The sequence below is a fragment of the Meridianimarinicoccus zhengii genome (genome assembly GCF_003254465.1).
In the GTDB taxonomy this organism is placed as follows: Bacteria; Pseudomonadota; Alphaproteobacteria; order Rhodobacterales; family Rhodobacteraceae; genus Meridianimarinicoccus; species Meridianimarinicoccus zhengii.
Map to the genome: position 1 here is coordinate 24,859 of NZ_QDFI01000035.1, position 18,060 is coordinate 42,918.

Consider the following 18,060-nt stretch of genomic DNA (forward strand, 5'->3'; position numbering starts at 1 on the left):
CGGGGCCGCGCGCGCCGCGGCCCCCGCCCTGACCGAAAGGGGCAGGCGTGACCCAGCCGATCGCAGCATCGACCATCGTGCAGCAAGCGTTCCGCGTGCTCGAGCTGGCCGCGCCATCGAGTTTCGGGGATGAAAGCCCACAGGCCGCAGCGGCGTCCGAGCAGTATCCCGAAGCGCTGCGCATGTGTCTTGAGCAGGCCGACTGGTCCTTCGCGTCCGAGCTGGCCGAGCTGCCCGCCGCCGTGCCCGGCACCGACATCGTCGCCGACCCCGACCTGCCGAACACCTTCGTGCTGCCCGCCACATTCGTGGCCCTGCGCCAGATGTACGTGGACGGCGCCTGGCGCGTCGACCGGCGGTTCCTGCGCACGGACATCGCGGGGCCGCTCAAGATCCGCTTCACGGCGATGATCACCGACGAAACGCAGATGCCCGCCTGGTTTCGGCTGGCGGTTTCGCTGCGGCTGGCGACGCTGCTGTCGCCGCAATGGCTGGGCGATGTCGCAAAGCGCGACCGGATCGCGCAGGACGCCGAGATTTCCATGCGCCAGGCGCTGCGCCATGACGCGCGCTACGCATCGCCCAAGCGCTGGGACGGGCTGGACCGGCAGGAAGACTGGGCACTGGGGGCACGCCTGTGACCCGCACAAGCCCGCCGCAAAACAGCTTCGCCGCGGGCGAGATATCGCCGCTGCTGCACCAGCGTTTCGATTACCAGCGCTTCATGACCGGGCTGCGGCTGTGCCGCGGCTTCGTGCCGTTGCGCCAGGGCGGTGTGACCCGCGCCCCCGGCACCGTCTATCGGGGCACCACCAAGGACAATCAGCCCGCGCGGCTGCTGGATTTCGAGTTCGCCACGAACGACGCGGTGACGCTGGAATTCACGCCCGGCACCATGCGCGTCTGGCGGTATGGCACGCTGGTGATGGCCGGTGCGTCGCCGTTCGAGCTGGCGCACCCCTACGACGCCGCGTCGCTGTCGCAGCTTCAATGGGTGCAGTCGGCCGACGTGATCTACCTTGCGGACGGCGCCCGCCCGATCCAGCGACTGGCGCGGTTCGCGCTCGACAACTGGACGATCACGCCGCTCGATCCCGATACCGGACCGTTCCGGGTGGGCAATGGCAACGCCGGACTGACCGTGCAGGCCAGCGGTGAAACCGGGTCCGTGACGCTGACCGCCAGTGCGGCCCTGTTCGCGGCGAACCATGTCGGATCGCTCATGTCGCTGGAGCCCGTGTCCTGGTCGGACGTGCCCCTGTGGACCGGGAACACCGATGTCGGCGCGGGCGTGCGGATGCGGTCAGACGGGCGCGTGTACCAGGTCGCATCGGGCGACAATACCGGCGTGAACAGGCCGTTGCACACCGAAGGCACGGAGCGGGTGCAGTTCGGCACGCAGATGTCGTGGCTATTCATTGCCGATGTTCCACCCGCCTGGCAATCGGACGAGACCGTGACCGCAGGCCAGCAGGTCACAAGTAACGGCGCAATCTACGTGGCGCAGAACACCGGCGACACAGGCGACACTGCGCCCAATCACGGAAGCGGCACCGCGACGCCGGGCACCAGCGAGGTAACCTGGCTGTACGTGCTCGGCATCCCGACCACGCCGTGGGGGCCAAACCAGACAGTCGCAGTCGACGATCGGCGGACCTATGACGGGCGCATCTACGAGGCCCGCACGGCAGGAAGCACGGGCGGCACACCGCCGACCCACACGACCGGGATCGCACTGGTCGAAACCGGCGCCGGCATCAGCTGGACTTATATCAGCGACGACACCGGCGTGGTGCGGATCACGTCCGTCTCCAGTGCCACCCAGGCCACCGCCACCGTGCTGCGCCGCCTGCCATCCGCCGTGGTCGCAGCACCCACACACCGCTGGGCCGAAGGGGCATGGTCCGCGCGCTACGGATGGCCGGCCGCGGTCGAGATTTTCCAGGAACGGCTGATCGCAGCCGCAACGCCCAGCGACCCGCGCACCCTGTGGTTTTCCACCGTGGGCGACTTCAACGACTTCACCCCCGGCATCGAGGCCGACAGCAGCTTCGCCTACGGCATCAGCGGCGAGAATAGCGTCAACAAGGTGATCTGGCTGCGCCGTGGCCGGTCCGGCCTTCATATCGGTGCCCTGGGCGAGGAATATTCGTCGCGCACCACCGACGGCAACCAGGTGCTGGGCCCGGCCACCACGTATTTCGGGTATGACAGCGCGATCGGATCGGCGCAGGCCCGGCCGCTGGCGCCGCGCGGCGATCCGATGTTCATCGCGAAGGACCGCACCCGGATCTTCGAGATCGTCTATTCGCTGCAATCCGACCGCAACCGCGCGCTCGAGCTGTCCCTGCCCGCCCAGCACATCGGCACGGCCGGTTTCGCGGAAATGGTCTACCAGTCCGCGCCGCAACGGCTGACGTGGATCCGGCGCGACACCGGGGACCTCGCCGTGATGCTGTACGATCCCGACGAGGACGTGCTGGGCTGGGCCACGGTCCCGCTGGCTGGCGGCGTGGTGGAGGCGATGGCGGTCAGCCCCAACGCCACCGGTACCGCCGATATCCTCACGCTGGTGGTGCGCCGCACGGTGAACGGCGCGACCGTGCGCATGGTCGAGGAACAGTCGGTGACATACGGCACGCTGACCGGCGCGCAGGCGATCAGTGAAGCCAACCACTTCTTCGCCGCCACGATCTACACTGGTGCTGCCACCGACACGTTCTCGGTCCCGCAGCTGGTGGGCGAGGACGTGTTCGCATGGACCGACGCGGGCGCGTTCGGGCCGATCACCGTCCCGCCAAGCGGCACGATCACGATCGACGCGCAGGCCACGCGCGCGACCGTCGGGCTGTTCGACGCCACCCACCAGTTCGAGACCCTGCCCATCCAGGCCGAGGCGCGCGACGGCAACACCATGGCCCGCGCCAAGCGGCTTCACAGCGGATGCGGCATTGCCGTGCACCGCACCGCGGCCGGGCTGGTGCGCACGATCGAGCGCGAGCTGGGCCAGCCCGCCCGCGTCAGTGCCCCGCAGGAAATCCTGTTGCGCGCCATCGCGGCCGACCTGGTCGATGCCTTCAGCGGCGTGCGCCAGATGCCCATGGCCAGCGGACAGGCCCCGGATGTCAGCCTGCGGTTCGAGCCCGTGGGCGGCGCCCCCCTGACCGTGCTGGCCGTCACCCCCAGTATCGAGGAGCACGGCGTCTGATGTGTGATTTCGGAGCCTCCGCCCTGGCCGCAGCCGGTGCAGGCAGCGCTGCCGCCACGGCCGCCGGGGCCACCGCAGCGGCCACCGCCGCCGCAGGTGGCATCGGATCGGTCGGCGCGGCCACCCTGAATGCCGCGCTGGCATCGGGTGCCGCATCGTCCGGTCTGGGCCTGACACTGGGATTGGCATTGCAGATCGCCGGGCTGGCGGCATCCGTGGGCGGGGCACTGTCGCAGGGCAACATGACCGCCGACGCCGAGCGCATGCAGGCCGAGGCCTTGCAGGAGCGCGCGGGAGTCGAACGCGCGCTGACGGGCGTGCAGGACGCACGGTCCCGCGCCGCCTTCCGATCGGAAATCCGCCGCCAGACGGCCGAGTTGGCTGCGCGGGGCATCGACCTGTCCAGCCCCACCGCCATTGCGCTGGGGGAAAACGCCGCCCGCGAGATGACTTTCGAAAGCCAGGCAATCCGCTCGGGCGGCGCCGCGACCCAAGCCGAGTTGAGCGCATCGGCGCGCAGCGTGCGCGCGCGGGGCCGGCAGGCCATCCTGACAGGCCGCACGAATGCCGCCGGCAGCGTGCTGTCCGCGGCGCCGCAAATCTGGCCGGAGCTGCTGCAATGACCTTGACCCTGCCCCGCGCCGGGATGACCGGCGGACGATCCGCCGACATCCGCATCGAGGCCCCGAAGACCGGCGCCGCGATCCAGCAGCTGGGCCAGGTGGTGCAGCAGGTTGGCAACGAGGTCGAACGCCGCCGCCTCGACAGTGCCGCGTCGCGGCTCGATGTCGACATGACCCGCGACATCAACGCGTTGCGGCTCGAGTTCGAGGAATACGGCGATCCCGACCGGATCGATGCGGAATGGGCCCCGCGCGTGCAGGCGCTGAAACAGCAGTACCTGACCGGCCAGACCGACACGGGCCGCCCGCGCGTCGATCCCAAGCTGGCGGAACGGTTCAGCACCCAGTTCGACGCGTTGACCGACCGCCATGCTTTCGCGCTGGGTCAGAAGGCGCTGGCCATCCAGCAGTCGCAGCAAGTCGCCAACTTCATCGAGCAGCGGCACCTGACCGTGTCGCAAGGGGCCATGATGGACCCCGACACGCGCAACACGATGTACGCGTCGCTGGACGCGAAGATCGACGAACAGGTCGCTGCCGGGATCACATCGCCCGCCGCCGCCGCCGAGGAAAAGCTGGCCTTCCGGGCCGAGACCGAGCGCGCCGCCGCGCGGTTGTTGATCGACAGCGACCCGCAATTGTTTCGCGATCTGTACGATGACGGGGAGTTCAACAACATCCCGGCGGAGCAGCGCGCCAGCCTGTACGCGACCGCAGGGTCCAAGATCGCCGCCGACGCCGCCCGCGCGCAGGCAGAGGCCGACCGGCTGGCCAAGGAACGACAGGTGGAAATCGGCAACGAGCTGACCGAGGCCACCAGGATCGCGGGCCAAGGGCGCGTCTATGCCAACGAAGCCGCGATGCTGACCGACGACGCGTTCATGGCGCACCCGGCGGCGGAAGGCTGGGCGCAACAGGTCCTGCTGCGCGACACGATGCCGGATTTCGCGCGGCTGACCCCGACCGAACAGGCCGAACGCATCGCGGCAGAGGCGGCGCGCCCGGTGCCGAATGCCGAGCAGCTCAAGATCCTTGATGCCATGCGGGCGGCGCATGACATGGCGAAATCCGGATGGAACACCGATCCGATCCAGCACGCGCAGGACATCGGGCTGGGCCAGCCGCCCGCCCTGCCCGACCCGATGACCGCAGCACCGGATGATCTGATCATGTCACTCGATCAACGGAACCGATGGGCGGCTTCGCTGGTCGAGGCGGGATATCTCGACGAGCCGGTGCTGTTCACAAAGGAAGAGCGCGCGGCCTACACCAAGGCCGCAGACCCGTCGCAGACGCCCGAGGTGCGCGCGCGGCTGGCGGCGAGCTTTGCGGCGGCAACGGGCGAGAGCGCGCTGGAGCTGGCCGAGGAAATCGGCGGCGATCCGCTGTTCGCCTATGTCGGCGGGCTGATGGCGTTCACCGGCAACGAGGACCTCGCGCGCCAGATTTTCGAAGGCCAGCGCGCCATGGACAACGAAGATGTTCCCCTGCCACCCCGGTCGCAACGCCGCCAGGAATTCTTCGTCGAGTTGTCCGGGCTGTTCGATCCCGAATTCGAAGCGGGCCAGCTTGACCAGGTCATCACCGCCGCCGACGCGCTTTACACTTTTCGCGCGCGCGGGAAGGACGAACGATCCGACGGCAAGCTGAGCCCAACCCTGTACCTGCAGGCGGTGCACAACGTGCTGGGTGGCACCGGAAACTACGGGAACAACAATGCCGTCGGCGGCATCATGAAATTCCGCGATCTGCCGACCTTCGTGCCGCCGGACATCCGGCACAAGGACATCACACAGGCCAGCGGCAGGATTTCCCGGATGTTGAGACTGTCCGATGAGTACGGACGCGCCAACCTCGACAGCCTTTTTGAGCGTATCAGCTTCAGCGGCAACACCCCGAGTTTCGGCGGCGAGCCCATGAACCTGCAGACGTGGTATGCAACCAAGCTCGTGTCGCTGGGCGGCGATCGGTATATGTTCCATTACGATCACCCCAAGGACGGACCATTGACCGCAGAGGGGGCCGACGGCGCCGATTATGTCCTCGATCTGCGCAAGCTGCTGCAGGAATTCGCAGCAACGCCGGAGCCGGATCGGTGACGTGGTTCCTAAAATCCGCCAAGCGCGAGGAGCGCGCGCCGGAGGCATTGAACCGGCTGGTGCCGACGCGCATCGAACAGTTCGTCGCCGCCGCCGGAAAGACGCAATTCGCCGACAACGCCTATGGCGCGCGGGGTCGCATCGATCGTCGGATCATCGACGACATCGTGCAGGCGGCAGGCGGGATCGAGGCGTTCAAGCCCGCCGATTTCGATACAGCGCAGCGCGACCTTGGCCGTGGGCGTCAGTCCTGGCAGCAGGCGTTCGATACGATGAAGGTCGATGCCAAGCTCGACCTGATCTTCGAACAGGCGGAAAGCATTGCCGCCGCCGATCCCGAGCGGTGGGGACGTCTGCCGGTGGACCGCGACCAGTTCGAGGCCACCGCGCGCGACATCGGCAACGCACGTTACCAGGAATACCAGGACGTGCTGAACGCGGGCAGCAGCCCCGTCGCGCAGGTTGCGGGCACCATCGCCGGGGCGTTCACCGACCCGGTGAACATCGCGCTGATGCCGCTGGGCGGCAGCCCCGCCCGCCTGGGGCAGTTCGTGCTGCGCGAGGCGCTGATCGGCGGGGTCGCAGAGGCAGCGATCGCCCCGCGCGCGCAGGCGCAGGCGGAGGCATTCGACCTGCCCGACGTGGACATCGCCGAACGTGTCGCGGTGGGCGTGGCAGGCGGTGCCGCCATCGGCGCAATCATCGGCGGGGGCGTGCGCGCCGTCGATTACCTGCGCACCCGCAGACAAGCCGAAGCCGCCGCGCGCCCGGCCAACACGCCCGGCACCGACCACGCCGCCGCCATCAACCGCGAGGAAACACGGCTGCGCGAAGGCGACGAGCCGACGCTGGACGCCGCGCCGACGCGCCCGGACCCGACCCTGCCCGCGCTGGAGGACCCGGTGGTCGCCAACGCGCTGGACCTGATCGGCGGACTTGAAGCGCCGCAGGGCTTCGACCAGCCCTCCGGCTTTACCCGCATCGCCCCGCCGCGCCCGCTGACGCAGATGACCGTCAACGACGTGCTGGAATGGCAGGCCGCGAATGCGGCAGCGGGGGCCGAAAGCACCGCCGCCGGACGGTTCCAGATCATCCGCAAGACGCTGCAAGGCCTGCGCGACGAGATGGGCCTGACCGGCGGCGAGGTGTTCGACGAGGCCATGCAGCGGCGCATGGCCGTCACGCTGATGCAGCGGCGCGGGCTGGACGACTGGCGCGCGGGAAAGATCACCGACACGCAGTTCGCCAACCGGCTGGCGCAGGAATGGGCGGCGCTGCCCATGGTGGACGGTCCGCGCGCCGGGCGCAGCTATTATTCCGACGGGCTGAACGCCAGCCTGACATCGCCCGACGCGGTGCTGTCGGTGCTGCGTGGCGGTGCGCCGCCCGCGCGCAGTGGCGGCGGGGCCGCGCCGGACAGCTTTCCCGCCGCCGGCGGGCGGGCCATCACGCGCTACAACGAAGTGGTCAGCCCGACCGGCATGCGCGCGCAGGTCCGCTACGAGGTGCTGGACATCGACGACCTGAACTTCGCATCGGGTGACCTGCAGCCGCGCGACCGTGCCGGGCGGCTGTCCAGCGACGAACAGATCGCCGAAATCGCGGCAGGCCTCGATCCGGCGCGGCTGATGCCATCGCCCGAAGCCGACCGGGGCGCGCCCATCATCGGACCCGACCGCATGATCGAAAGCGGCAATGGCCGCGTCGCCGCCATCGCGCGTGCCGCCGACCTGCACCCGGAGCGCTATGACGCCTATGTCAACGCGATCCGCGAGGGCGGGTTCATCATCCCAGAGGGCGTGCGCAGGCCGGTGCTGGCCGCCGTGCGCGAAACCGAGTTCGACGCGCCGCAGCGCCGGGACTGGGTGACCGGCAACAATGACCGCGCGACCATGTCGATGGGCACCGCCGAACAGGCAGCGCGCGATCGGGATTTCCTGTCGCAGTCCGCCTTCGACGCGTATCGGCCCGGCGAAGCGATGGAAGCGCCCGCCAACGACGAATTCCGCCGCCGCGTGCTGCAGGCCATGCCGCAGGCCGAACGCAGCGGCATGAGCACCCGCGAGGGTGCCATGACCAACGCCGGGTTCGACCGCATCCGGCGGGCGCTCTTCGCGCGCGCCTTCGACGCGATGGACCTGCTGGAGCGGTTGACCGAAACCGGCGACCGCCGCCTGCGCGGCCTGCTGAACATGCTGCAGGACCTGGCCCCCGACTGGGCCGCGTTCCGCGCGGGCATCGACGCGGGACTGATCCAGAGCGAGTTCGACATCACCGACCAGCTGGTCGACGTGGTGCGCACCATCGCCCGCGCCCGCACCGAAGCGCGCGACGGGCAAGGCGTGGTGGCGGCGATCCGCGACCGGATGGCAAACGGCGACATGTTCAAGGGCGGGTCGGACGATCTGAACGGCCAGATCCTTGCCGCCTTCTATCGCGGCGACGTGGCCCGCCCGGCCGAGGCGACCGAAGCCATCCTGCGCCGCTACATCGCCGAAGCGCAGATCGCGGGCCGCGCCGATATCGGCGACCTGCTGGGATCACCGTCGCCGGTGGACACGCTGGCCCGCGCCATCGACCTGCACGAGGCGCGCGCGCCAATGACGCCCGCAGCGGCCACTACGGTCACCATCCCGGACATCCGGGCAGTGGACCCCGCCCGCACGGCAGACGGCGCTGCAAGCCCGCTTCTGACGCGCGTGGCGGATCAGCGCGAAGCGGAGTTGCGCGGCAGGATCACGCCGGACGCCGCCTCTCGGCAGGGGCGTGGATCGGACGCGATGCCAGAGCGCCAAACGGTCGATGCTCAGGAGGCGTCCGCCGTGCAGGCCGCCCGCGCCGAATTCCGGGGCCTCGACGATCTGACGCTGGAATGGGGCGCGCCGGGGTCAGGTGTCGAAATGAGCGTGGCTGACGTGCTCGACGATCTCGCGCGCGACGCGGACATGGCGGACATCGTGAAGATCTGCACGACATCGGGAGGACGGGCATGAGCCGCATGGACGAATGTATCCAGCGCGCCATCGACGCGGGCGAGGTCGATCCCCAGCGCGGCCGACAGGCGCAGGCCAAGTACCGCGACATGATGCAGCGCTACATGGATCAGGGTAACCCCGAGGACATGGCCCGCGTCATGGCCGCCGACGACCTGCTGGGCGATATGGTCACCAACACCCAGAAGCGGCGGCACACGATGCTGGCGCAGTTGCGCGACGTGGAAGAAGCGCAGGCGCGCTACGCCGGCAAGGCGGCCGAGGACCCGGACGCCCTGCTGAAGCAGCTTGACCAGGCGGAGCTGCAGCAGCGCGCGCTGGAACAGAGCTTCATGTCCAACATATCCGAACTGCTGCAGCGGCACCGCACCAACGTGATCGGCCAGGTGCGCGACATCGCCAAGCTGAACAACTTGGTGCGCGAACTGCACGGGCAGGACACCGGCGACGCCATCGCCAGGCAACTGGCGGACGCCGTGCGCGACACGCAGGAACGGGCAAGGTCGCTTTACAATTCGCTGGGCGGCGACATCGGCAAGCTGGCGAACCGGGGGCTGGCGCATATCCACAACGCCGACAAGATCGAAACGGCGGGTTTCGAGGCGTGGTTCAAGACGCTGTGGGACAACCGGCTGATCGACTGGTCGCGGATCGAGAACTTCGACACCGGCAAGCCCTTCGCCGTGTCGGCCGACGCGCGCCCGTTCGAAAGCGATGCGCGCCGGTTCCTGGAACAGGTCTATGAAGGCATCACCAGCAAAGGCTGGAACACGCGGGAACCCAGCCTTGGGATGGGCGGCACCGCGATGTACAACCGGCGCAAGGAACACCGGGTGCTGCATTTCCGGGATGGCGACGCCTGGATGCAGTACAACGACGCCTTCGGCCAGTACAACCCGTTCGAAGCCATCGTGGGCGAGCTGCGCGGCATGGCCCGCGACATCGCGCTGATGAGCAACTTCGGCCCGAACCCGACGCAGGGTGTGGAGTTCCGGGCGCAGATCCTTGCCAAGCAGGTCGCGGGCGTCGATGGCGAACGGCTGGTGTCCGGGCTGAACGTGCTGGCCGGGGGTTTGCGCGCGTCGGCGGGCGACCTGAAAAAGGTGCGCACCCTGCGCAGCGTGATCGACCGCAAGAACAAGAAGGCCCGCGTGGTGCTGCGCCACCTGAACGGCGCGGTCAATGTACCCCACGACAAGTTCATGGCGGCATTCTTTGCGGGCACGCGCAACCTGTTGACCGCAGCGCAGCTTGGCGCGGCCCCGCTGTCGCAGCTTAGCGACCTTGGCACCATGCGCCTCGCAGCCAAGGCCATCGGGATGAACCCGACTGCACCGCTGGTACAAACCATGAAGCTGCTGACCAGCAACATCAGCCAGCAAGAAGCCCGCGACATGGGCTATGTTTTCGACACTTGGTTCGATACAGGATCGGCCCACGCGCGGTTCATGGGCGATATCTGGTCGCCGGAGATCACCAGCCGGATCACCAACGCGGTGCTGCGCGCCAACGGGCTGGCGATGATGACCGACCGCGCGCGCACCGCCATGCGCGTGACCTTCAGCCATGAGCTGGGCGAACAGGCGGGAAAATCCTTTGCCGATCTGGACCCACGGCTGCGCCGCTTCATGGAAAACCGCGGGCTGACCGCCGCCGAATGGGACCTGCTGCGCGACCCGGCGGTGATGTTCACATCGCCCGGCGGCGGCAAGGTCATCACGCCAAGCTGGTTCGTCGAGCACAGCAGCCTGCCCCGCGCGCAGGCCGAACGGCTGGCGCTGAAGCTGGGCGGCATCATCGAAGCGCGTACGGAACTGGGTGTGCCATCCGCATCGGCGCGCGGGCGAGCCACGCTTCTTGGGGACCGAGCCCCCGGTTCCATTCCCGGCGAACTGCTCAATTCCGGGGTCATGTACAAAAGCTACGCCCTGTCGGTCATGTTCAACCAGATCCAGCGCGTCGCCGAGATGAGCAGCCTGGGCGAGAAAGGCACGTACATCGTGGCCTTCATGTCCCAGATGACCATCCTTGGGGCCGTGTCGCTTCAACTGAAGGATATCGCCAAGGGCAATGATCCGCGGCCCATGACCACGCCAACATTCTGGGCGCAAGCATTCCTGCAGGGCGGCGGCATCGGCATTTTCGGAGACTTCTTCAGCTCCACCACAAGCCGCACAGGTGGCGGACTTGGCGAAACCGCCGCCGGGCCGGTCATCGGCGCAATCAGCGATGTCGGCCGTGCGGTCAATTCCAACGTGGCGCGCGTCGCCGATGGCAAGGCACCGCTGATCGGGCGCGACATGGTCAATCTGCTGCGCCGGTACAATCCACTCGCCACGTTCCAGCCCCTGTTGCCGATCCCGACCCGGCTGGCGCTGGACCGCCTGCTCTGGGATCAAATCCAGCCCCTGGTCGACCCGGAGGTCGAAGACCTGCGGTACCGCGCCGAACAGCGCCTCAAGCGCGACTACAACACCCAAAGCTGGTGGCGGCGCGGTGATCCGGCACCCAGCCGAGGCCCCGATCTTTCCAACGCCATGAGGACGCCATGACCGTCGAAACGTTCGACCTTTCCCCGATCTACACGATCAGCGGCACGGGCCCTTATGCCATCGAGCACCCCTATCGTGCGGCCGAGGATATCGAGGTCAGCCTTGTCGACGACGGCGCCATCACACCGCTGGCCAGCGGTGAGTTTTCGGTCGAACCCGCCGGTCCCGTGGATTTCGGGATCGTCACGCTGTCGGCCGACGCGGCGACCGCATTCGCGGGAAAGATGCTGCGCATCGACCGGAACACGGAGAAGGAACAGGGGTTCGTCGGAGCCACGTCGCGCGAAAAGGGCATGGAACGCCAGCTCGACGCGATGGTCATGGCCATCCAGGAGAACGCCGAACGCGTCCGGCGCGCGCTGGTGGTTCAGCGGGGCAACGGCATCACGCCCGAAATCCCGCCGATCGAAGCCGGGCACACCCTGATCGCCACCGAAGGCGGCGGATTTGCGCAAGGACCGAACGCGGCCGACATCGAGGGCGCCAACACCTTCGGCCCGATCGCAAAGGCTGCCGCGATCGCGGCCGCGGCCAGCGAGGCGCAGGCGAAACTCAGCGCGGCAGAGGCGGCGCAGAACGCGGCGCTGGCCGACGTGGCACGCACGCAGGCGGAGCTGGCGGCCGTCGCCGCGGGTGCCACGCTTTATGCCTCGGTCGCGGACGGGCTGGCGGATACCACCGATGGAGACGTGTTCCTGGTTGCCATGCTGCCGGGCGTGCAGGTCCATTCCAACGACGGCGGCAGCGATGTGCTGCTGGGCTGGCTGGGCGATACCAGGTTCGACGACTTCGCCACCATGAATGCATATCCAGCCGCGCTTCCGGTCGGCACGATGATCCAGCTTCGCAACAGCCGGTGGGCCTACGAGGTTGTGAGCGAAGACGAGGACTTCACCACGGACGGCGGGCTGAAACTGAAGGTGCCGATCCTGACCTTCGATGCTTTCGGACCGCCGGCGGACGGCACCAGCGACGATGTTCCGGCATTGAACCGGTTCATCGCGGCCATCAACCGCCGGGGCGATCCGGCGCGTACAGCTTACAAGATGGTGGAGGCATTCGTACCGGCGGGCGTTTACAACGTTCGCGCTGGCGGCATCGATCCGATCCTCATTTCCAATGTCACAATTAACTGTTCGATGGCAGCGCAGTTTGTGCTTCGTGACGGAAGTGTGTGGATTTGCGGAACGGACGCACAGTTCATCGAAAACGTGAACATTCTCGGCGGCTACCCCCGTGTGTCGATCGGCGATACGGCCGGGTCTGTTGCATGGGTGGAGGGCACGAATGTCGCCCGCGTATTCGTGATGAAAACACAGTTCCGCAACCTGCCACATATCTTCCGGGCTATCGTCACGGGTACCCTGTCCGGCGTTCGCCTAATCAACATGTACGGCACCGGCCAGCCCCAGTACGATCTGGTAAAGATCGACACCACCGCGGCCTCAGTCGGATCAGCGCTCTATCTCAACGACGTGAACGGGTATCCAGAGGGCGTGCCATCCAATCCCGCGATCGTGCCGAGCGCGATCACCGGAGCGACGCGTACCAATCCGGTCGCTATCACATCCGTCGGCCACGGCTTCCAGACGGGTCGTCGCGTGCGCATCGGTGGCGTGGCCGGCATGACCGAACTGAACGGCAACAGCTATATCATCACCGTCGTGAATGCGGACACCTTTACGCTGAACGACACCGACGGAACCGGCTTCAACGCATACACATCCGGCGGCTGGGCGGCCGAGCTGCACTGGTCCTTCGCTTTCGGCACCTCGGTCGTGAACATCAAGGGAAAATGGGACACGGCGGTGATCAAGGACTGCACACTGCAGCACTGGGCCTGGCTCTGGAAACTTCATGCGACGGGACCCATGTCGTTTATCTACGACCTCCACAACATTTGGGACTACGCCGGCGACGGTCGCATGCGGATGACGTTCGAGGGCGGTTCCATTGGCAATGTGGAGGTCAAGGGCGGCTGGCATTTTTGCCTGAACAACGACTGGCTGTTCACGGACAAAATCAGCACGGGTGCACTGCTAGCACTGACTTGCGAGGGACAGATGATCGGGATGAGCGGCCGCGGTATTGTCGCGGATGCTGCCAAGGATCACATCCTCGACGTCCAGTTCAAGGACTGCAAGATCGTCGCACTGGGCCGGGCGCGCCTGAACAACTGTGTCGCCTTCGATTTTGGAGCGGCGATCAGGATCAACGTTTCCAGTATCAGCATGTCAAGCGACGAAGGGGTCAACACGCTGTGGGGAACTGGCGCTGATGAATATCTTGTTCCGGACATCGGCGTCCGCCTCGCGACGCTGAACAGGCCTTATTACATCATCGGCAACACGGTGAATGCGAAGGTAACTCATTACAGTCTGCCTGATGAAAACTCCTTCACCGTCGGTCGTACCGTCAGGGCCAACACCTGCACCGACGGTAGCCTTCCCGAATACTACGAAACCTCATCGAAAGCGATGCCCGTCAGTGGCGCAACTACTGTCAACGCTACACCCTATATTCAGACAATTAACCTGCGAAACGGTGGTGCCGGCGCCACGATCACATCGGTACTGAAGAACGGCACGCAAATTTTCGGAGAGGTAAGCCATGTCAGTTTCGACGTCGCTCCAGGAGAGACGTGGAGCGCAATTTATTCGGGTGGGACACCGGTCCTTGTGATCAGCGTTCGCGACTAATCGTATCCGACATGGACGTGCGCTCATCATCACACTAATCGACCTAAGCCATTGAAAACAATGGATCGGCTAATGACTGTTAATCAATTGGTCGTAGGTTCGATCCCTACCGCCGGAGCCAATTCTCATAAAATCGTGTGAAATCAAGTACCTGGGTCGAAAGATCGATCAAGAGTCCGGAGAGCGACACATCCTGCGACACAAACGTCGCAAGAAGGTGGCACACATGGCCGCACACACGACCTATGTCATTCGCAGGGGCGCGACCCTCGTCTTCCGGCGCCGGGTCCCGGCCATCGCGGAAAATTTTTACGCCAAGCCGTTTTTCTGTTTCTCGCTTCGAACGCACTTCGTCTCCGAGGCGCGGCGACGGGCTGCGATCGCAGCCCGCTTCACCGACGATCTCATCGGTTTGATAGAGATGTGCGGAGCGGACATGCTCGACGAACGACAGCTGGATTGCGTGGTCGACGACCTGATGCGCTTCGAGGTCGCGGCCTCCGAGGCACTCCGGGAGACCTGCGGTCCGCGCGGCCCCGAAGCCGTCGCCGCCGCTGTCCGCCTCCATGAAGCCACCCGCGACACCATGCGGGCCGCCCTCGTCTACAACGCGTACGACGCGGTCACCGCACCTCTGGCCCGTACGCTCGCGCGCCTCGGGCTTCCGCTCGAGTCCGACAGCGAGGATTGGTCCCGCGCGGCGCGGCGGGCCGCCCGCGCCCTGATCGAAGTGGCGGACGAGAACATTCTCCGCGAAAAGGGGATCTACCGTACGGATTCCCGCCTCGCCTCCTGCATCGGGCGCGCGTCGACGCATGCCTTGAACAATGTGGACGCGGTCGCGCAGCAGGACGCGATTGTGCAGCATGGGTTGCCGCCCCTGCCGTCCGCCACAGTGGCGGCGTCGCAGATGCGACCAGCATCGGCTGGGGCGCCGGATGTCGGCTGCGCCGAGGCCGACACTCACCACACCGTCATCGAGCAGCCGGTCCAGCCTGCCCCGGCACGTGATCACTCTGCACCCGCGCAGGACGACATCACCCCCGCACGAGTTGTGCCGCACCGGGCACCCGCGCGGTTGCGTGCCGCGCCGAAGGGCGCGGCATCCGTCACGCCCGTCGCGCCCACGGCGCCGCAAACCAGGGAGAAAACGTTCAGTGCGTGGTTCGATGAGGCCACACACCGCAAGGAGGAGGAAAACCCGGGTTGGCACGTCAACAACCTGGCAAACTGGCGCGCGACGAAGAAGCTTTTCATCGAGGCGCACGGGGACCGGCCCATGTCGTTCTACACGCGCGAGAGGCTTCTGGAGTTCCGTTCTCTCCTGTGTGCCTTGCCGAAAAATCACCACAAGAGCAGTGACGCGCCCGGCCTCTACACGATCATCGACGAGGCCGAGGCGGAGGAAGCGCGCAACATGGTTCTCGCCGAGAACGAGATCGTGGAACACGGCCTCAATCGGGGCGATGCCGAGCAGCGTCGGGCAAGGGCCAAGATCCAGCGGGTTCGGCACGCGACCGTGTATCGGCACCTGCAGGCGATCCAGTTCGTCTTCCGGCACGCTGCCGATCATGGTGCGGCGCCCGTGAACGCGATGAAAGGCGTCATCTGGACCACGAAACAGCTCGAAAGGCTGAAGACCGAGGAAAAGAACATGCGGCGTCTGCCCTGGGGCGACAAGCTTGCCGATCTTCTGAACACCGGGGCGTTCACCACGCCTGTTCCTGCTGGCGCAAGGATGCACGACGTCTTCTGGCCGACGCTGATAGCCGTGCATTCCGGCATGCGGCAGGAAGAGGCGCTCCAACTGAAAACCGACGATTTCGATAGCATCAAGGGGATTTCGATCTTCCGCGTCCAGTCCGGCGACGGTCAGCACATCAAGAGCGGAACCCGTTACCGCATCGTCCCGATCCACCGCAATCTGATCGCGCTTGGCCTTCTCAGGCATGTCGAGGATTGTCGCCGCAGGGGGCAGGAATGGCTGTTCCCGGAGATCGCGCGATGCGCCACCAAGGGACGCCTTTCGGGTACCTTCACGAAGACATTCGGGCACTACCGCATCGAGCACGGCGTCTATGATCCGTGCCGGGACTTCCACGCGCTGCGCACGCATTTCAACGTCGAATTGAAGCGCGCGAAGTGCCCGCTCGAGATCCGTAAACGGCTTCTCGGCCACAAGCTACGTGACATCACGGAACAACACTACGATCCCGAAGGCTCACCGATCGAGGAGTACAAGGCGTGGGTCGACGGGATCGAGATCGACATCTCACGCGTCCGCAGTCCGTTTCATGACCCTGGGGCGCGTTCCGCGGATGGGAATATCGTCGCCTTTGCCGCGCACGGCTGACCGGGTGATTGCGCTGTCCCCGGCGCATCTGGCGGCAGGGTGCGAAACATGACGAGACCTGACGGCCCAATCCAACGCCATGATCCCCGTGGAGCATTCCTCGCTGCGCGCCCCCCGACGCGCATCGCGCATCGCCTGCACGGCGGACCATGTCCTTCTCTTTTGCAGGCGGAAAAATCTGCCCCGCGCCTCAAGATTCTGCGTTCCGCTGTTTCCGTCAAAAAGTCGATCGACCGATGTCCTGCTCACAACGAGCAGCAACGGAGATCAGGCATGCTGGCCCGCATAAAATCCTTCATCGGCAAGACCGGAAACACCAGCACGAGTGGCTCGAGAGCGCCGAAGCCAAACTTTTCCGTCCCGGCAGGCGAGACAGCCCCTGCCCCCCAGCAGCCCACACCGCTCCCCCATGCGGAGCCGCCGACGGCCGTGTTTCCGCTGGAGTGCCTGACGCCGAAGCTCCGCAGCGCCGCCGAAGCGATCATGCGCAAAACGCAAGGTCCGGCCGCTCTGGCAGCCCAGTCCGTTCTATCGGTGGCCTCCGTGGCCGCAGGCAGCAGGGCCCAGGTCCAGACACTGGGATCCCCTTCGAATGCAACAGCCGCGTTCATCACGATCGCGCTGTCAGGCGAACGCAAGAGCGCCGCTGACAAGATCGCCAAAACCGGCATCGACCGGGTGGTCATGCGCCTGCGGAAAGATCACCAGATCGCGATGGCGCAACACAAGTCAGCTCTGGCAGGTGTCGGACGCGGAGAAGACAAACCTGCAGCACCGGTCTGTCCCGGCTTCCTCGTGACCGAACCGACGATTGAGGGTGCATTCAAGACGATTGCGAGCGGATGCGGCTTTCTATTCTGGGCAACCGACGAGGCCGCGGCGTTCTGGGGCGGGCATTCCATGTCCAAGGATCAACGCGCGAAGACGAGTGGGATCGTTTCGAAACTCTGGGACGGCGACTATTTCTTTCGCCCCCGTGTCGGCCAGGACGGCGACGGCTACGTGCCGCCCACCGCGACCACCCTGAATCTGATGTTTCAGCCAACTCTGATCCGCGACACGTATGGCGACGAGTTCCTGATCGGCCAGGGGCTTCTCGCCCGGATGCTTCCTTGTTGGCCCGAAAGCAACATGGGCAAGCGGAAATACAGGCGCCCGACCGACGAGGACGAGGCCGCCGCGTGCCGCTTCCATGCCGAGGTCGAGGCGGCCCTGACGCGCACGCTCGAGGACCCGACCGAGCGACTGCTCTCCCTGTCCCAAGAGGCTCTCGCGATCTGTATCGCGTTCCATGACAAGGTAGAGGCCTCACTCGGGCGCGGGGGCTGGGCCTCGGACATTTCCGGTTTCGCCTCGAAGGCACCGGAACATGCCTGCCGGCTCGCCGCGCTCATGACGCTTTTCGAGGACCCGGAATCCGGGACGCGGCAAGCTGACCGATGTCAAAGACTGGGTGCGGCGCCGGATCGCGGCCGCCCCGACCTCACGATCGATGAACTGACGGCGGAACTTGCTGCCGACCACGGGTTGAAG

Annotated in this window: 9 protein-coding genes; all 9 read left to right on the forward strand. The window is 66.3% G+C overall.

The window, feature by feature from the left end:
- The first annotated feature begins 47 nt into the window (after nucleotides 1–47).
- Nucleotides 48–641, forward strand: a complete 594-nt coding sequence (locus DDE13_RS12490; RefSeq protein WP_111404624.1) for a hypothetical protein — start codon at nucleotides 48–50, stop codon at nucleotides 639–641.
- The gene (locus DDE13_RS12500) at nucleotides 638–3,208 is read left to right on the forward strand and encodes a hypothetical protein (RefSeq protein ID WP_162630986.1); all 2,571 of its coding nucleotides are present in this window, start codon (nucleotides 638–640) and stop codon (nucleotides 3,206–3,208) included. The genes DDE13_RS12490 and DDE13_RS12500 overlap by 4 nt, the downstream gene beginning before the upstream one ends.
- Entirely contained in the window at nucleotides 3,208–3,831 is a 624-nt protein-coding gene (locus tag DDE13_RS12505) for a hypothetical protein (RefSeq protein WP_111404627.1), read from the forward strand. The genes DDE13_RS12500 and DDE13_RS12505 overlap by 1 nt, the downstream gene beginning before the upstream one ends.
- Complete coding sequence (locus DDE13_RS12510) at nucleotides 3,828–5,930, forward strand: hypothetical protein (protein ID WP_111404628.1); 2,103 nt, start codon at nucleotides 3,828–3,830, stop codon at nucleotides 5,928–5,930. The genes DDE13_RS12505 and DDE13_RS12510 overlap by 4 nt, the downstream gene beginning before the upstream one ends.
- Nucleotides 5,927–8,923 (forward strand): hypothetical protein, encoded by a 2,997-nt coding sequence (locus DDE13_RS12515; RefSeq protein WP_111404629.1) that lies wholly within the window; start codon nucleotides 5,927–5,929, stop codon nucleotides 8,921–8,923. The genes DDE13_RS12510 and DDE13_RS12515 overlap by 4 nt, the downstream gene beginning before the upstream one ends.
- Nucleotides 8,920–11,475: a hypothetical protein gene (locus DDE13_RS12520; protein ID WP_111404630.1), complete on the forward strand. Its 2,556-nt coding sequence runs from the start codon at nucleotides 8,920–8,922 to the stop codon at nucleotides 11,473–11,475. Before DDE13_RS12515 ends, DDE13_RS12520 begins: the two co-directional genes overlap by 4 nt.
- Complete coding sequence (locus DDE13_RS12525) at nucleotides 11,472–14,174, forward strand: ubiquitin-activating E1 FCCH domain-containing protein (protein ID WP_111404631.1); 2,703 nt, start codon at nucleotides 11,472–11,474, stop codon at nucleotides 14,172–14,174. Before DDE13_RS12520 ends, DDE13_RS12525 begins: the two co-directional genes overlap by 4 nt.
- 226 nt (nucleotides 14,175–14,400) lie before the next feature.
- Nucleotides 14,401–16,527, forward strand: a complete 2,127-nt coding sequence (locus DDE13_RS12530) for a tyrosine-type recombinase/integrase (protein ID WP_111404632.1) — start codon at nucleotides 14,401–14,403, stop codon at nucleotides 16,525–16,527.
- Between the two features lie 273 nt (nucleotides 16,528–16,800).
- Nucleotides 16,801–18,060 (forward strand): DUF3987 domain-containing protein (locus DDE13_RS12535; protein ID WP_162630987.1); only part of this gene is annotated, 1,260 nt, incomplete at its 3' end.